The organism is Myroides marinus, assembly GCF_900109075.1.
Taxonomy (GTDB): domain Bacteria; phylum Bacteroidota; class Bacteroidia; order Flavobacteriales; family Flavobacteriaceae; genus Flavobacterium; species Flavobacterium marinum_A.
The window spans coordinates 62,633-79,180 of sequence record NZ_FNYS01000001.1 but is presented as its reverse complement, the minus strand read 5'-3'; the positions used below and the strand labels follow the sequence as shown (position 1 = coordinate 79,180).

General features: G+C 34.2%; 14 protein-coding genes. 11 read left to right on the top strand and 3 right to left on the bottom strand.

Annotated elements, in window-relative coordinates:
• Positions 1-2 precede the first annotated feature (2 nt).
• Positions 3-887, bottom strand: coding sequence for a hypothetical protein (locus tag BMX53_RS00425; RefSeq protein WP_074744043.1), 885 nt, complete (start codon positions 885-887; stop codon positions 3-5).
• 191 nt (positions 888-1,078) lie between these two features.
• Here BMX53_RS00425 and BMX53_RS00420 point away from each other — a divergent pair, with 191 nt between their 5' ends.
• The 4 genes from BMX53_RS00420 to BMX53_RS00405 all read left to right on the top strand — a co-directional run bounded on the left by BMX53_RS00420 (position 1,079) and on the right by BMX53_RS00405 (position 3,085).
• On the top strand, positions 1,079-1,624 hold the full coding sequence (locus BMX53_RS00420; protein WP_038985415.1) for a HugZ family pyridoxamine 5'-phosphate oxidase: 546 nt from the start codon (positions 1,079-1,081) through the stop codon (positions 1,622-1,624).
• Between the two features lie 109 nt (positions 1,625-1,733).
• Positions 1,734-2,048: a zinc finger domain, LSD1 subclass gene (locus BMX53_RS00415; RefSeq protein ID WP_038985417.1), complete on the top strand. Its 315-nt coding sequence runs from the start codon at positions 1,734-1,736 to the stop codon at positions 2,046-2,048.
• Positions 2,045-2,407, top strand: coding sequence for a hypothetical protein (locus BMX53_RS00410; protein WP_074744041.1), 363 nt, complete (start codon positions 2,045-2,047; stop codon positions 2,405-2,407). Before BMX53_RS00415 ends, BMX53_RS00410 begins: the two co-directional genes overlap by 4 nt.
• 327 nt (positions 2,408-2,734) lie before the next feature.
• Positions 2,735-3,085, top strand: a complete 351-nt coding sequence (locus tag BMX53_RS00405) for a hypothetical protein (RefSeq protein WP_074744039.1) — start codon at positions 2,735-2,737, stop codon at positions 3,083-3,085.
• A 205-nt stretch (positions 3,086-3,290) separates the two neighbouring features.
• On the opposite strand, the gene BMX53_RS00400 is transcribed toward BMX53_RS00405, so the two are convergent.
• On the bottom strand, positions 3,291-4,187 hold the full coding sequence (locus BMX53_RS00400) for a DMT family transporter (RefSeq protein WP_074744037.1): 897 nt from the start codon (positions 4,185-4,187) through the stop codon (positions 3,291-3,293).
• A gap of 221 nt (positions 4,188-4,408) precedes the next feature.
• Here BMX53_RS00400 and BMX53_RS00395 point away from each other — a divergent pair, with 221 nt between their 5' ends.
• The 6 genes from BMX53_RS00395 (at position 4,409) to BMX53_RS00370 (ending at position 9,197) form a co-directional block, all read left to right on the top strand.
• A complete protein-coding gene (locus BMX53_RS00395) occupies positions 4,409-5,110 on the top strand; it encodes a hypothetical protein (RefSeq protein WP_143061397.1) in 702 nt (233 codons plus the stop codon).
• A gap of 23 nt (positions 5,111-5,133) precedes the next feature.
• The gene (locus tag BMX53_RS00390; RefSeq protein ID WP_074744033.1) at positions 5,134-5,826 is read left to right on the top strand and encodes a hypothetical protein; all 693 of its coding nucleotides are present in this window, start codon (positions 5,134-5,136) and stop codon (positions 5,824-5,826) included.
• 179 nt (positions 5,827-6,005) lie between these two features.
• Complete coding sequence (locus tag BMX53_RS00385; protein WP_074744031.1) at positions 6,006-7,571, top strand: M20/M25/M40 family metallo-hydrolase; 1,566 nt, start codon at positions 6,006-6,008, stop codon at positions 7,569-7,571.
• 184 nt (positions 7,572-7,755) lie between these two features.
• The gene (locus tag BMX53_RS00380) at positions 7,756-8,145 is read left to right on the top strand and encodes a hypothetical protein (protein WP_074744029.1); all 390 of its coding nucleotides are present in this window, start codon (positions 7,756-7,758) and stop codon (positions 8,143-8,145) included.
• A gap of 219 nt (positions 8,146-8,364) precedes the next feature.
• Positions 8,365-8,796 (top strand): hypothetical protein, encoded by a 432-nt coding sequence (locus BMX53_RS00375; protein ID WP_074744027.1) that lies wholly within the window; start codon positions 8,365-8,367, stop codon positions 8,794-8,796.
• A gap of 74 nt (positions 8,797-8,870) precedes the next feature.
• Positions 8,871-9,197, top strand: coding sequence for a hypothetical protein (locus BMX53_RS00370; RefSeq protein ID WP_038985429.1), 327 nt, complete (start codon positions 8,871-8,873; stop codon positions 9,195-9,197).
• A gap of 78 nt (positions 9,198-9,275) precedes the next feature.
• Here the strand turns inward: BMX53_RS00370 and BMX53_RS00365 are convergent, their stop codons facing one another.
• Entirely contained in the window at positions 9,276-10,229 is a 954-nt protein-coding gene (locus BMX53_RS00365; RefSeq protein ID WP_074744025.1) for an alkaline phosphatase family protein, read from the bottom strand.
• Between the two features lie 350 nt (positions 10,230-10,579).
• Here BMX53_RS00365 and BMX53_RS00360 point away from each other — a divergent pair, with 350 nt between their 5' ends.
• Complete coding sequence (locus tag BMX53_RS00360) at positions 10,580-16,450, top strand: alpha-2-macroglobulin family protein (protein WP_074744023.1); 5,871 nt, start codon at positions 10,580-10,582, stop codon at positions 16,448-16,450.
• The last annotated feature ends 98 nt before the right edge of the window (positions 16,451-16,548 follow it).

The window sequence follows — 16,548 nt, the reverse complement described above, 5'->3', positions numbered from 1 at the left end:
TATTATTTCTTTAGTGGTATTTCTATCTCTTTGTAGTGAAACTCATGTTCAGAAGTCACTCTACTATCTTGTTTGTTTACCTTAGACGTCTTAGTTACAGTAGCCGTTACTGGTAAGTCTTTCTCATTATAGGTGTAATCTACAGTAGTGATAAACTCATTGTCCTCAGACCTAGTGATATTGTTCTGAGGATTGTAGTTGGTGAATGTCAACCAATCTATCGATAAATAATAGAACGGATTGTAGTAATAAGGTTGTCCAGCTAGCAAGTATTTCTTATCGTCATATGCTAGAGTCATTACCTCATTGTCATAAGTACTCTCTATTACATTTAACTTCTCGTCATAACTAAAACTAAGGTCTATTACTTCTGATGGATTACTAGCATTACCTAACTGTGTTTTGCCAGGTAGCTTATTCTTATTATATGTAAAAGTATTCACCACCAACTCCTTAAATTCAGACTCATAATGAGAGATCTGATGTACGAAATTGTCCTTATAACTTACCTTCAGTTTATTCTCATTTTCGTCAAGAGATAACCCTGTTATCTGTTTTTTTGCATTGAGGTGAACAGTTAGCGTAGACGGATTAGTCTTTTTGTCATTTAGGATATCACATGAGTAAGTATTTACCAACTGACCAGCGTCATCATACGTAAATAAGAACTGGCGTTGCTCTATCTCAGTAGTTGTATTTTCTTTAGTCTTGTTTTTATTTTTTGGATCTATTACTTTTTCTGTTACTAAGAGATGGCTTTTCTCTATTGCATAGTCTAGTACCGTTATCGTCTTTGTCTTTCCCTTCTTAGCATTGGTAGCAGTATGAGAACTACCACAATTCATTAATAGTAAGAATAGTGGGGCTATTATTAGTATTCTTTTCATTGTTGTTTTTGAATGAGGGCTAAAAATACAATTTATTTCAAGATGCCGTAGTTGTTACTAAGTTAATTCACTGCCATTTTACGGCTATCAGTATTTTAGACGCTTATAATTGTATAATCTTGTTAAAACCTATTCTTATTTTTATTTAGTTTAAATAATTGATTATATTCGCTACATAAAAATTATAAGAGATGAGTACAGATACAATAAACCCAAATTTTGACCAACATAAAGTGAAGCCAAAAGCACCTAAGATTGAAGAATTAATCAATGAGTGTAAGTCAGTAATGATGGCTACTATCAGTGAAGATGGTACACCATTAGTGAGTACAGCTCCTTACTCTAGAGTAGGTAATGAATTTCAGATTTTAGTATCTTTTATGGCTAAGCATACTAAGAACTTACGCGATCGCAAACAGGTATCATTTATGTTCGTAGAGGACGAGAGTGTATCTAAGCAATTATATGCTAGACACCGTCTAACACTAGATACTCAAGCGGAACTAATAGAGAAGGAAAACCCTCTTTATGAAAAAGCTATTGCTGACTTAAGAGAGAGACACGGAAAAGTAGTAGAGATATTAGACAATTTAGAAGACTTCATCATGTTTAACTTTAAACCAGTGAAAGGGTCTTACGTGAATGGATTTGGTAGTGCATACTTTATAGACGAAAACCTACAAGTGATGGAGCATAGACATGGAGCTCATGGTCAACACAACGTAGATAAAAAATAAAAACTATATTTTTATTAACGGAAGAAGCCTTTATATCCCATCTGGGAGTAAAGGCTTTTTTTATTGCAGTCAAAAGCAGTAGCTTTGAAGCTAAAGATTAAAAGAAATTATGTCTAAAGGACAAGTACATATCAGGTGTTCACAATGTGGAACGTTTAACATAGATACAGAGCAATGTGTCAACTGTGGACATGCACTTAATATGGTCAAGCAGAGAGAGCAAGTGCGTATAGAAGTAGAGCGTGAACGTGTAGCAAAAGCCTTAGCTGAAGAACCCTCTGCTATAGAAAAATTCTTACAGAGAATGACTAACCATAGGTGGTTAGTAGTACGCCTGTTCTTTAAGTTGATATACGGAGTATGGATGGTAGTTATGGCTATAGGTATGTTCTTAGCATGGCTAATAGGTATGATTGTAGCATGACAGTATTGAAGCATTGGACCTTTATCGTTATGATATTGATAGGAGGAAGTATCTATGTATTACAACGAATAGGTGTAGACCTACCTTTATTTCTAAATAATTATCTCAACGATATTCTTTCCATTCCTATTACCTTGTTTATTATCTTAGCTGTAGTTCAGCTTTTTAAAGGAAAGGTATATAAACTATCCATCTGGATGATTATGTTCATAGTAGCTTATTACGCTATCTATTTTGAATATTACCTACCTCAATTTCACCCTAGATACACATCAGATCTCCTCGATATAGGATGTTATATGATAGGAGGGATTATCTTCTATTTGATTCAACGTTATTTACTAGCAGTTCAGCCTTGATTTACTTCTTATTTAGTTCTGTTTTAGATGACAGAGATATGTGTGAGTGATAACTGCATAGTGACTCCGTTGTTTTGATCATTTTAACGGACTCACTACGGACCTATCACGGACTCACAACGGAGTCATTGAAATCAAAACTGCTATAATATACGTACTATACTAATGGAGTATTAATATAAGGTGAACTAGGAATAAGATAGAAAATCTGTAGTAGAAAGAGTAAAAAAAGAAATACCTTTACCCTGTAGAAGAATATGCTTATGCTAAGGTACAAAGTATAGTAGACATAAGTGTATCGAATATCAAAGAATAAATAAACGACCTATGATTACAGTGTTTTACACAGATTATTACGAGAATATCTCTGAGGAGAATTTAGAATTGACATATGAGGAATGTATAGAGTTATTCTCTGAGACCATAGATTTAGTAGATAACTTCTTAGGTATACAAGTAGGAAAACACACTATGCAGTTTCACTGTGATGAAGATCGTATCTTAGTTGAGGTTCTTAATCCACCTACATTGATCAACCCTCAGATGTATGCGACTAAAGAGAAGTGTATCGCTATCATTAAAGAAATGTATGAGAAGCAAAGCATATTCGTATATCCAGAAATGAAACTGGTAGATGTACGTAAACAAAGTCTAGATGACGTTCTGGAGAATGAATAAATAGGTTAATGGCTAACGGTTCAAGGTTAACAGTCAACTCTAAACCACATCCACACAATATATCAAGGTACAGACGCAATACTTTGCGTGTCCAATAAAGCATATCCCACAATAGTAGAGGCTGTCTCATTTTGCTATGAGACAGCCCCCTTCATTTTATCTTATTATGGTTATCGCAGATTTTGGACTAGACCATACATCATCTTTACTTATTTTTATTTGCTACGATAACTAATGTTACAGACCCTAGTACGAACAATAACCCAGCTGCTGACATCCAGTCAAAGTGTTCTGCGAAGAACAGAGTACCTACTAATACAGCTACTACGGGTTCCATAGATCCTAGGATAGATGTGATGGTACTACCTGCGTGTTTCACAGCTAGTACTAGACACAAGTCTGAGATAAATGTAGCGAATACTCCTAGTAGAATTAAGTTCATCCAATCACTCGGGATAGTTATAGGTTCTACTCCTGTAGTAAATAGACAATAGAACAAGAATATCAAACATCCCATTAATAATACATAGAACGTTAGCGAGTCAAAGTTCATATCTGCTATTCTAGATTTGTTCAGCCCTACGATGTATAGACCATAGGTGAATATCGTCAATGCTGAAAGTACTAGTCCTGTAAATAGTGATGGCGAAGCTTCTCCGTGTATACACATCATACCTACACCTATTAAGGACAGTACAGATGCGATAAGTAGGGCAAGTGACTTCTTTTCTTTATAAAATATGATCATTACTATACTTACGAATATAGGGTATAAGAAATGTACCGTAGTGGCTAGACCACTGTCTATATATTCGTATGCGTCTACTAGAAACTTGGCTGTTGCGGCATAAAATAACGCCAAGAAAAAGACGACTGCTAAATCCTTAATCGAAATTTTTAAACTTGTTTTTTTGTACAAGCATACTGCACCCATCGTGACAGATGAAAATAAAAATCGGTAAAATAGAATGGTCGGTATGCCTATAGCAGCCACTCCTTCTGGTCGCAAGTTCGGAAGTATCAATGGTAAGGAGAACAAAGGCACCAGACCAAATGTACCCGAAGAAATCAATGCGAATAGAATTCCTTTAAGGTTTTTCATTGTTTTAAAAAATTGTAATTAAAAATTCTGGGCAAAGGTAAGCTTTCAACATCGGCTGTAGAAGTTGGATGTATATTATTACTAATCTCTTATTTTACTATGAATACAACTGTTCAGATTGATAATAGAATCGGAAGTGAGAAATTAAGATGACAATGTTTTTCGTAATACTTTTAGAAATAGATAATTAGATAAAAGTGTATCTTTAACATAAAAACTCTATGAAAAAGCTATTACTACTGCTATTTATTACAATGTCTTTTTTAGTACAAGGGCAAGTACCTACTGACTGGCAAGTGGATGGGTTAAAAGGAAAGGTGAAGAAGAGGACTATGGTGAGGACTTGGACTGATGGAGCTATTAAAAAAGAAGAGGTATTATACAATGCTGAGGGGGTTAAAACTAAAACCCTACTATATGATACTGATGGTAATGGAAGTTCACTTATATGTGAATATCAGAATATATATAGAGAATATAATGATAATAAGCGATATATTATTAGTTTGCCTTGTGAAGAAGAAGATAATGAATATACGATGAGTAATCGAACCTTTGATCGAGAGTATTGGACTGCGGATAGACAACAAGTTTTTATTTATGGTTTTTTAGGAAATGACTCCTATAGTAGAAGTACTTATGATGAAGAATACAGATTGATAAACAAAGAGAATTATACTAAGTTTTCGAGTGGAGAAGAAGAAAGTGTAGATGTATCAAATATATTCTATACATATAATGAAGGAGGTGAACTAATACGCCTTGATTATAGCAGTAAGTCAGATAATGAAGAAGAGAAATCATATTACTTGTACGAAATCCAAAAGAGAGATAAGAGAGACAATATAATTAGAAGAATAGTTCAAGATAAAGAGAAAAAAAATAGGGTTACAGAAGAGTTTATTTATGAATATTATGAGTAGTAAAAATAGCTGAAGAAAAAGAAATGAAAAGAATATTGTTGTTTATGTTGGCATTGACTTTTATGTCGTGTCAAAAAGAAGTGAGTACACCACCTACAGATTGGCAGTTAGATGGAGTGAGAGGTAAGGTAAAGAAGATGGTTGTACTTACACGTGTACCTGATACAGATATAGTATCTCAGACGATTAGTCTATATGATAGCCTAGGATATAAAGTGTCTATGGAGTCATTAGATAATGAGTTAGATACAGAATTATTAGAGTTTAGCACTAATGGAATGATTAAGTACGAAAAGTATAATGGGAAGCTGCGCAAGGTAAATGGATTAGATTATGAAGGTAAGGTGATAAGTGAGGCTACACAGAAGTGGTCTTCTCCTAAAGAGTTAGTATCGACTACACATTATACTGAAAATAGAGCGATGAGTACCGTGATTAAATATGTCTGTGATAAGGAAGGCAATGTGATATCTATGCAGATGATTGTGAAAGCAGGAGAGGTAGATCAAGCTAATGTTTTAACCAAATGGTTTTATGATGAGAGTGGTTATCAGAATTCTTTTATTCAAAAAGATGTATTGGAGTCTAAAGAGGATAAGTTTGAGATATCGAACGAGACTTTTGATAAGTTTGGTAATGTAGAAGAGCAAACTACTTATACAGCAGATAGAAATGTATTTAATGAGCGCAGATATAGTTATGAGTATTATGAGTAGAATAACTGTGACTTTTATAATAAAGTAGACCAATATTTATAAAACACGCTGTATTGAATATGAATAATTGTGAAATTACTTGTATAATCTAGTGATTATGGTATAAATGGAGATTTATAGGTTTGGTAATTAGGGTTAAATGTGTAATTTGCCCTTCTTAAACAAAACACCAAACTATAATGAGATTTAATACAACAATCACTAAGACGATTGCAAATGGTGTATTAGGAGTAGCACTGCTATCTAGTACATTATCATTAGCACAAAAACAAGATGCTATAGTAGATGCTATCGTTAAAGAAGGAACTACAAATTCACAACTAAAAAATTACGCATTCGAATTAATGGATGTAATCGGACCTAGATTAGTAGGGACACCACAGATGATGCAAGCTCATAATTGGGTTAAGGATCAATATGCTTCTATGGGGTTCGAGTCTCGCAATGAGGAATACGGAACATGGAAAGCATGGGAACGTGGTACTACACAGATCACAATGACTGCACCTCGTGTTAAATCACTAGAAGGAATGCAGTTAGCATGGAGTCCTGCTTCTAAAAAAGGTGGTGTAGATGGAGAAGTAGTAGTGTTAGTAGATGCTAAGACTAAGGCTGAGTTTGAAGCTTGGCTACCATCAGTAAAGGGGAAGTATGTATTGATCTCAATGCATCAGCCAACAGGGCGTCCTGATTACCAATGGCAAAACTTCGCTACTGAAGAGTCTTATACTAAAATGAAAGAAGAGAAAGCTACTGCCGAAAAAGCATGGGCAACTCGTGTAAAGAATACTGGCTATACAGCTAAAGAATTACCTAAAGTATTAGAAGATGCAGGTGCTGCTGGAGTAGTAATGTCTTACTGGACAGGTATTATGGGAGCAAATAGAATATTCGGTGCAGAAACTAAGAAAGTACCTACTATTGATATTGCTGTAGAAGACTATGGAATGCTATACCGCTTAGCAGAGAATGGTAAGAAACCGCGTATCAATGTGAATGCTCAATCTAAAGATTTAGGTACTGCTAAGACGTATAATACGATAGCAGAGCTTAAAGGTGGAGAGAAAGCAGATGAATATGTTATCTTATCAGCTCACTTAGATAGCTGGGATGGTGGTACAGGAGCTACTGATAACGGTACAGGAATTATCACGATGATGGAAGCTGCTCGTATCTTAAAAGCAGTATTGCCAAACCCTAAACGTACTATCCTTATCGGTAACTGGGGAAGTGAGGAGCAAGGATTAAACGGTTCGCGTGCTTTCGTAGCAGATCACCCAGAATTACACAATAAAATACAAGTCGTGTTTAACCAAGATAATGGTACTGGACGTGTAGCTAATATATCAGGACAAGGGTTCTTAAACTCTTACCAGTATATCACGGATTGGTTATATGCTGTGCCAGAGAAATACAAGAAAGAGATCAAGACTAGTTTCCCTGGATCACCTTCAGGTGGAGGTTCTGATCACGTATCATTCGTAAGTAAAGATATACCTGGATTTATGATGAGCTCATTGAGCTGGGGATATGGTAACTATACTTGGCATACGAATAGAGATACAGCTGATAAGATCGTTTATGACGATGTACAGAACAATGCTATCTTAATCGCTATTATGGCATATAAGGCTAGTGAAGAGAAAGAATTGGTATCTAGAGAGAAGATAGTACTTCCATTAGATAATAAAGGAGAGCGTCAAGAATGGCCTGAATCAAAAGGACCGAAACGCACAAGTAATTAATATATAAAAGGATGTTCGAAAGAACATCCTTTTTTTTGTGCCTTGGTTCGTTGTTAAAGAAATGCCTTTTCATAATGAGCAAGGATACTTTTAGTATAATAAGTTATATTGTTTTGTTAAAAGATGAGTTATAGTTTTATTTGTTGTGAATATATGTATTTACTTTGCATAAAAATAAAAGGATATGAATAAGATAAGCTTATTTTTAACAGTACTGATGATGTGTTTCTTTGTTAGTTGTTCTTCTAGTGATGATGGTATGAGAAGTAACGAAGGAAGTTTAAAAGCAGAGTTTATTAATACTACTGTGGCACATAAATCTCTTAAAGAATACACTAGCTTTAATTATAATGTTAGGTCTAATGCGCTTACTCCATTAGATGGGCGTTTAGAATTGGTAACAATTAAGGGAGATAAAGTGCAATCAGAGTATTTTACTATTGCACCTAATAAGACGATTAAAGTGGAGGTGTTAGTAGAAGGAAGAATAGAAGACACTAATTATATCAAAAGTCAAAAAATATATACCAGACCTGCTAGAGTAATTACAGAGCCGGTGTTTCCAAAACTATAAACTTTATTATTACTTACTTATTACTAAAAGGAGCTATATAGCTCCTTTTGTTTTTTAGTTTCTAGTATTTAGAATTGTAAAAAAAGTTATTTAATAGTAAAGTGTGTTTTTTTATCTTAATTTTTTTATTTTATATTTTTCATTTTGGTTAAATACTGTTTTTATGGTATATACTATAATTGATTTTATTTTACTTTGGCATTCTAAAATAATAATAAAATGAAAAATATAAGTTTGGTTATCATGGTGTTAGTCATGATTTTTGTTGTAGGATGTTCTAAAGAAGATTTGCCAGAAAACTCTAGAGACATTAGTGTTCAGTATACTGGTAATTCTGTAGAGAATAGAGAACGTAAAGAATATACTCACTTTTATTTTAAAGTAAAATCTAAGGTAAACACTGTGATGCAAGGATATGTAGAGGCAATTACTATTAATAATGAAAAGGTGACTACAAGTAGATTTTCTTTGAACATGGGGGAAACAAAAGAAATATCTATTAGGAGAGACGGAGTATTGAAGAAAGAATATATCAAGAGTTATAAAGTATATGCTATTCCATTAAACTTTGACGCTTTCCCGAAACCAGCTATACCTAATAGAAATTTTATAGGGCAGCCTACTACTGGTTTTCCTATGAAATGGAGATAAGTAAAGTATATAGCTGATTTTTGTATAGATCTTCAATAAGTTGTACTACATTTAGACTTGCTAAAAAGAAAGCTATGATAAAAATGTTTTATTACGACCCTCATACTGATATGGGGGCAGAAGGGGAAGAATCTATTGTGTGTAGCGAATCAGAGACGATAGAGTACTTTACTAAATTGACAAAAATAGAGGATAACTTCTTGGGGATTTTTAAAGGAGAAGATACACTTCAGTTTGCCTGGTTAAGAGATGATATCTGGTTAGTAGATATTCCGAAAGTCTTAAGACAAGGTTCTTACCAGAAAGAAGCTACTACAGCTGAATGTATTGAGTTAATCAAAAAGCAGTATGAGTATTTTGATTTGTCTTTTAGTGAGAATTACGAGTTTAACGAATGGTAATATACATATTCGATATATATAATAAAGGCCTGTGATAACTATCACAGGCCTTTATTGGTAAATTACGGTTTGTATAAATTATTTAAAGATATCTTTGATTACTTTTCCTTTGCTGTACTCTAGTTTTACTCCTAATAGTTCAGCCATTGTATTAGCTACGTCTATTTGTTCATAACTACCTGTTGCGATAACAGCATTTTTCTTAAAGTCTGGCCCCATAGCGAAGAATTCTATATGACGGCATCCTATACAAGCATCACCATGGTTAACGAAGCTGTCCTTAATACCATCAGAGTGACGACCGTGGTCATTAGAGACCATTAATGTTGTCTTTCCTTTGTATTCTGGTTGAGATTGTAAGAAATCCCAAATGTCTTTGATGCTTTGATCAGTTGTTTTTATTGCTTGGATATATTCGTTCCACTTATTCGCGTGTCCATAGCTATCTACATCTTTTAGGTTGATTACTACTACATTTGGTTTGTCTTTCTTGATTACCTCTTTAAAGTTAGCTATCGTTACCGCATCTTCTCTATATCCAGAAGGGTTCCCTGATATACCAGCATCCGCTTTAGGCATATATTTTCCATTCCACTCTTTGTTCTTTGTATTGTTTAATACCTCTAGTTTGTCTTTAGATACGATAACCCAAGCTTTACTATTATCCTTCTTACTGTGTTTAAGCCATTGTTGAAGTACCGAAGGATTAGTAGGTAGTTCTTTACCATTGTTTTTGATACTGTCATATACTCCAGTGATAAGAGCTGTATGCCCAGCATTAGTATTGGTTAATCCATTATTTCTAAAGTTACTGATGTAGACACCTTCTTTAAGTAAAGCTACGCGATTAGGTATATGTACTTGATTTTTCTCTTGCCAAGTTTCTGTTATTCTAGGTCCATCGATTACTAATAGAACAACATTCTCTGTTTGGTATTTTTTGTTTTCTTTATTCTCCTCTTTATTGTTGTCATCACTTGAACAAGAGAATAGCATAAACCCTAGAGCTAAACTTAAGATAATTCGTTTCATTTTTTATAGTTTTTATTTGTGTCAAAGAAACTGTGATTACAGGATAAGGCCTAATGATTAGTGTTATGTATTTGTCAAGCGTAGGTTATATAAAGGTTGGCAAATATTTGAATTGTATAACTTAGAGTTGTATTGTGTTTTGATATATGTAATTTTTATAACTATAGTGTTAAGATATGTTTATATAGTAGGGATGAGTCAAAGTCAATAAATGGACTAGATGACTCAAAAGAGGTCATATTAATCACTTAATGTTTATGCTAAATATTTTATTTCTACCTTGCTACTATTAAAAGAGATTTTGAATACTTTTAAGTAATTTAAGAATAGTAAATAAAAGGGCTATATATATGAAAAAAATTGGTTTGTATCTGATGATTCTTGCACCCATAGTAGGCTTTGGGCAGAGTTCTAATGGGCGTATACAAGAATTGTGGAACATAATACATAAACAAGAGGAGAATGCTGAGGTAAAAAGTATGCTCCCAAATGTGAAGGAAGTATTGCTTCTATCTAAAAAGAATAAAGATTATTCTAGTATGATGAAGGCAATGTTCTATGAGGCAAAGATTAATATTCTGATAGAGGAGGATAATAAGTTTGACGTCAATACAGTCTTAGATTTGTTTATAGCCGAAAGTAATAAGACAACAGGAACTAGTAAAGCTATATTAGATACTTATATCGCTGAGATATACAATATGTACTATACAGCTAATAAGTACAAATTAAGAGGACGTACATCTGTAGAAGGTGGAGCAAAAGCTTCTATAGAATATTGGACTGAAGAAGATTTTAAAAGAGAGATAGATAAGTATTATCAGAGAGGATTGACTATAGCAGCTAGAGATAAGACTGCTGTTATCGGTGGATGGGCAGATGTATTCTATCTGTCAGCATCTAATTTAACGATAGACTGGAAGAAGTTTACAGTCTATGATGCACTGCGTCTGAACTATATTGAGAATTTACAGCACAATTCGTTTAACCTGACTGATCAAGAGCGAAAAGCAGTAAAAGAAAAAAGAGAACAACTCCAAACTGAATTGCTGAAAGATGTGCTGGCTACAGGAGATCAAGCAATGTATGTTTACATCGAAATGTATTTAACTGCATCTAATGGTGATAGTGAAGTCATTAAAGAAAAATATGCTTCCCTTCTAAAAGACTATCCTAAAGAACCTTTCTTATACGAGGGATATGCTAAATATTTAAAAGGAATAGAACTAATTACTTTTATCGATAAAGCTATTCAACTATTTCCTGGAACGAAGACTGCAGAGAATCTACTAGCTGAAAAGAAATATGCAGAAGGAATACGTCTTAATTATAGTGTGAATGAATACGTGTTAGATGAGCAAGCTATACCAGTGAGCATAGGTCACCAAAACACAGATAAAGTATATGTCAAAATATTAAAGAATACAAATGCTTCTAAGGAAGTAGATGAGTTTTATTCATTTGAAGATAAGGGGTACTATGCTTTAGAGAAAGAAATGCCTACTGTAACTTCGTATGAATTAAAACTTGGAGAGTTTAAGGATTATGAAATGCATAGAACTATAGCTGCTCTAAAACCATTAGCAGCAGGAAGATACTATGTTGTATTCTCTAGTGTTCCTTTTGATCAAATAAAAGAAAATGCTAGTGATGTGCAAATTAGCCATATCAATGTGACTCCTAATGTGATTGTGGTTAACCAAGGTAAATTAAGAGCATATGATCGCAAATCAGGGAAACCTTTAAGTAATACGAAGATTCATATTTCTAATGAGAGTGAACGAAGAGATAATAGTAATTATTGGGAAACTGTAATTACTACAGATTCTAATGGAGATGCTACAATAGACGTTTCGAAATTAGGTAGTTATCTATTTATGAATATAAAGGATGAGAAAGTGTATTATTCTCCTTATGTATCAACGTATTATAATAATAGTGCTAATGAGGATGAGGTTACATATAAAGCAACTATTCTAACAGATAGAGCAATTTATCGTCCTTCCCAAGTCTTGTACTTTAAATCTATAGTTGGAAAGAAAACAAAATTGTCAGAGCAAGTATTTGCTAAGGCTAAAGTGACTGTGGTGTTAAGCGATGCAAATGGCAATGAAGTTAGCAAACAAGAACTAATGACTAATGAATTTGGCTCAGTAAATGGGCAATTTGTATTACCTGCTAATGGTCGATTAGGAAACTATGAGATAGAAGTAAAAATAAATGAGACTAATGTAGGTTGGCATAATGTCTTAGTAGAAGAATATAAACGACCTAAGTTTGAAGTTGTATTTGATGAGCCGAAGGCTATTTATAAATTAAATGAAGAAGTAGAAATTACTGGAAAAGCAAAAGCATTTTTAGGTAGTAATATTGATAATGCTAAAGTTGTTTATAGAGTAGAACGTCAGGAGATATGGCCACGTTGGATATGTGGGCCTAGTTTTCCATATCACTATGATAGGCCGGAGACGATGACACAGGGCGAAACAGTTACGGATGCTTCTGGAAATTTTACAGTGAAATTCACAGCTTTACCAAAAGAGGGGAGTGTTTCTACACTTGCACGTACATTCAGTTATAATATCTATGCAGATGTAATAGATCAGAATGGAGAGACACATAGTAGTACTCAGACAGTGGTAGTCGGAGAAAAGAATATAGAATTAGCTATAGAATTACCAGTAGTAACTTCTGCTAAGGAGTTAAGTAATTTCTCGGTTAGTACAAAGAACTTAAATGGAGTGGACTACCCATCTCAAGGAGAGTTAACAATCTATCCATTAATAGCGCCTACGTCTAAACGTATCACAGATAAGTTTAATCTGAACGAAGGAGATTATCAATTGTATAATTATGCAGAGTTCGTAGCGCTATTCCCTAACTTAACGTATGGAGATGAAGCAGATTCTGATAAGTGGAAAGAGGGCGCATCTGTATTTAATACTTCATTTGATACAGCTAAGAATAGCAAGATTACCTATGAAGGAGCTAAGGACTTACCTTCAGGGGATTATATGATTAAAGGATATGTTTTAGAGAATGGAGTTAAAAATGAAGTTGAGAAAAAGATTGTTTTTAGAAATGAAGAATTAAAAGAAGTTAGCTCAGTATTAGTAGAGCTTAAAACGAAACAAAAAACATATCAAGCAGGAGACAAGGCTACCATAGAAGTTAGAAGTGCAGAGGATAACACTTATGTTTATGTTGAAGTTCAAGCTAATGGTAAGATTCTGACTAAAAAAGTAATGAAGGTAGGTAAGAAGGGAAGTAATCTGGATATATCTATCAAGCAAGATTATAAGAAAGTAACTGTATCTGCCTTGGCATTAAAGCACAATATCGTTGCACAATATGGTCATGAAGTAGCACTAAAAGGAGAAGAGAGTAAATTACAGTTAGTAATTGAATCGTTTAGAGATAAGGTAGAACCTGGAGCAAAAGAAAAATGGTCATTAAAGGTTAAGGGAGAAGGGAAAGAGCAGGTACAAGCAGAGTTATTGGCTACTATGTATGATGAATCTTTGGATCAATTCATGCCTCATAATCTAAATAAGGAGTTAGTAATACCAAAGTATTATTATGGATTATCTACAATAGGGAAGTATGACTTCTCTACAGTAAGTAGTACTACATATTTTAGATCTTTGGTTAGTGCAGAATATGATAGATCAACGGCTTTTGCAATTGATAGGCCAATGGTATTAAACACCTATGGGTTTAATATATTTGGTGGATATGGAGTATTATATGGATCAAGTGCTAGAATGAAAGGAAAAGCTGTTATGATGGAAGAAGAACTTAATAGGGTTGCTGACGTTCCGATGGCAGGTGCTCCTGAAATGGAAAGCAGCAAAGGAGATCTACAGGCAGATGGAGTAGGAAGTAAAGCAGAGACTAATAATGTTACACCTGTACGTAAAAACCTACGTGAGACTGCATTCTTCTATCCAACGTTAAAGACAGATGAGAATGGTGATGTGAAGTTTGAGTTCACCATGCCTGAGGCATTGACTAAGTGGAAGTTTATGGCTGTAGCTCATACCAAGAACTTAGAGCAAGCTTACGCTGAGAAGTCTATTGTTACTCAAAAAGAACTAATGGTTATTCCTAATTTACCTCGTTTTTTACGTGAAGGAGATAAACTAACCTTATCAACTAAAGTAGTTAACTTGTCTGATGTAACGAGAAAAGGAAAGGCGACTCTACAATTTCATAATGCGTATAGCAATGAACTGCTAGTAGAGAAAGTTGTGGACTTCTCTGTGAATAAAGATGAATCAAGTGCAGTTAATTGGGATATAGAAGTGCCTACTGGTGTAGAAGTGGTATCGTGTAGAGTAGTGGCTGTGTCTGATAATTACAGTGATGGAGAAGAATCTGTAGTACCAGTACTTTCTAATAGAATACTAGTGACAGAAACAATGCCTATTTATGTAAAAGAAGGACAAAACAAACAGTTTACTTTTAAAGACTATGAGAAGAATAGTAGCAATACACTTCAAAATCACAAGTTAACATTAGAGCTAACAACTAATCCAATATGGAATGCTGTATTTGCTTTACCTTACTTACAAGAGTCTGTTTACGATTCTTCAGAACAGGTATTTGGTAGAGTATTCGCTAATGCTGTAGCTACTAAAATACTAAATGACAATCCTAAGATTAAAACTGTATTTGATCAATGGAATGTAAAAGGAGAAGTAGCTTCTAAATTGGAACAAAATCAAGAACTAAAAAACATACTATTAGCAGAAACTCCTTGGGTGAGAGAAGCAGCAAATGAAGTAGAACAAATGAAACGTATGGCTGTTCTATTTGACTTGAATACAATGCAGAATGAGTTAAGTAATTCATTAAATAAGTTGACTGATTTACAAAATGCAGATGGTGGATTCTCTTGGTTTAAGGGAGGTAAGTCAGATATTTATATGACGCAGTCTATTGTAGAAGGGTTTGGTACACTTAGAAGAATGGGAGTATTAGATAACATCTTACATATAAACTCAGGTTATAAGACTATGCTGAACCAGGCTATTGAATATATGGATCAAGCGCAGTATAATTCTTTTGTAGAACAAGCTAAATTCGGAGAGAAAGGAAAGGTAACAAGTATAGGTACTCATTATCTATATACACGTAGTTTCTTTATTGGGGAGTATGGTATTAATGAGAAGTATTCTCCTATGATTACAGCTATTCGCAAGAGTATAGAGAGTGAGAAACCTTCTAATAATCTATATCAAGACGCTATGCGTGCGGTAATAGCAAAAAGATTTGGTGTACAAAAAACAGCAGATAATATTGTAAAAGGCTTGCTAGAAACAGCTGTACAGTCAGATGAAATGGGAATGTACTGGAAAAATAATACAGCAGGCTGGTTATGGTATCAGGCTCCTGTAGAAACTCAGGTGGCTATTATAGAGGCTGCTAATGAAGTAGATCAAGAGAAATATTCGACTGCTATTGAGCAAATGAAGGTATGGTTACTTAAAAATAAACAAACTAGTGGATGGGCATCTATTAAGTCAACGACAAAGGCAGTATATGCTTTATTAAACACAGGTAAGTCTTGGATGGATACTGAGAAGGGAATAGAAGTAAAAGTGGGAGGTTATCCTATTAATACGACTGAGACTGCTCAGATGGGAAGTGGTTATATCAAGCAGAATTGGTCAAAAGCAGAGATGACAGCGAAGAAAGGCGTTGTAGAACTAACGAAGACTTCTCCTGGTATCGCTTATGGGGCAATGTACTGGCAGTATTTTGAGAATTTAGATGCTATTAATGCTGCAGAGACTGGTATTAAGATGAACAAGAAGCTTTATGTAAAAGCAAATACAGACAAAGGTCAGGTATTACGCGAGATTACAAAGGAGACACCTGTGAAAGTAGGTGATGTAGTTACTGTACGTCTAGAGATTAATGTTGATAGAGATATGGACTATGTACATCTAAAAGATATGCGTGCAAGTGGATTAGAACCAACGAATGTACTTTCAGGTTATAGATGGAAAGGAGAGTTTGGTTACTATGAAGAAACAAGAGATGCATCTACTAATTTCTTTATCTCTAGATTGAGAAAAGGTAGTTATGTATTCGAGTATGACTTACGAGCAAATGTAAGTGGTAATTTCTCAAACGGGATTACAACAATGCAAAGTATGTACGCGCCAGAGCTTAGTGCTCATAGTGAAGGGATGAGAGTAGAGATTAAAAACTAGTTTATAACTATAATTCAAGAAGAGGTTTACTTAGGTAAGCCTCTTTTTTTGTACTCTTACTTCTTGTTGTAGATTAAGTGTGTTTGGGGGTAAGTGGT

Bases quoted from the DNA above. Each gene is read 5' to 3' on its own strand.
- BMX53_RS00420 (WP_038985415.1), top strand. From the start codon at position 1,079: ATGAGTACAGATACAATAAACCCAAATTTTGACCAACATAAAGTGAAG.
- BMX53_RS00415 (WP_038985417.1), top strand. From the start codon at position 1,734: ATGTCTAAAGGACAAGTACATATCAGGTGTTCACAATGTGGAACGTTT.
- BMX53_RS00360 (WP_074744023.1), top strand. From the start codon at position 10,580: ATGAAAAAAATTGGTTTGTATCTGATGATTCTTGCACCCATAGTAGGC.
- BMX53_RS00390 (WP_074744033.1), top strand. From the start codon at position 5,134: ATGAAAAGAATATTGTTGTTTATGTTGGCATTGACTTTTATGTCGTGT.
- BMX53_RS00385 (WP_074744031.1), top strand. From the start codon at position 6,006: ATGAGATTTAATACAACAATCACTAAGACGATTGCAAATGGTGTATTA.
- BMX53_RS00425 (WP_074744043.1), bottom strand. From the start codon at position 887: ATGAAAAGAATACTAATAATAGCCCCACTATTCTTACTATTAATGAAT.
- BMX53_RS00410 (WP_074744041.1), top strand. From the start codon at position 2,045: ATGACAGTATTGAAGCATTGGACCTTTATCGTTATGATATTGATAGGA.
- BMX53_RS00395 (WP_143061397.1), top strand. From the start codon at position 4,409: ATGAAAAAGCTATTACTACTGCTATTTATTACAATGTCTTTTTTAGTA.
- BMX53_RS00380 (WP_074744029.1), top strand. From the start codon at position 7,756: ATGAATAAGATAAGCTTATTTTTAACAGTACTGATGATGTGTTTCTTT.
- BMX53_RS00375 (WP_074744027.1), top strand. From the start codon at position 8,365: ATGAAAAATATAAGTTTGGTTATCATGGTGTTAGTCATGATTTTTGTT.
- BMX53_RS00400 (WP_074744037.1), bottom strand. From the start codon at position 4,187: ATGAAAAACCTTAAAGGAATTCTATTCGCATTGATTTCTTCGGGTACA.
- BMX53_RS00365 (WP_074744025.1), bottom strand. From the start codon at position 10,229: ATGAAACGAATTATCTTAAGTTTAGCTCTAGGGTTTATGCTATTCTCT.
- BMX53_RS00370 (WP_038985429.1), top strand. From the start codon at position 8,871: ATGATAAAAATGTTTTATTACGACCCTCATACTGATATGGGGGCAGAA.
- BMX53_RS00405 (WP_074744039.1), top strand. From the start codon at position 2,735: ATGATTACAGTGTTTTACACAGATTATTACGAGAATATCTCTGAGGAG.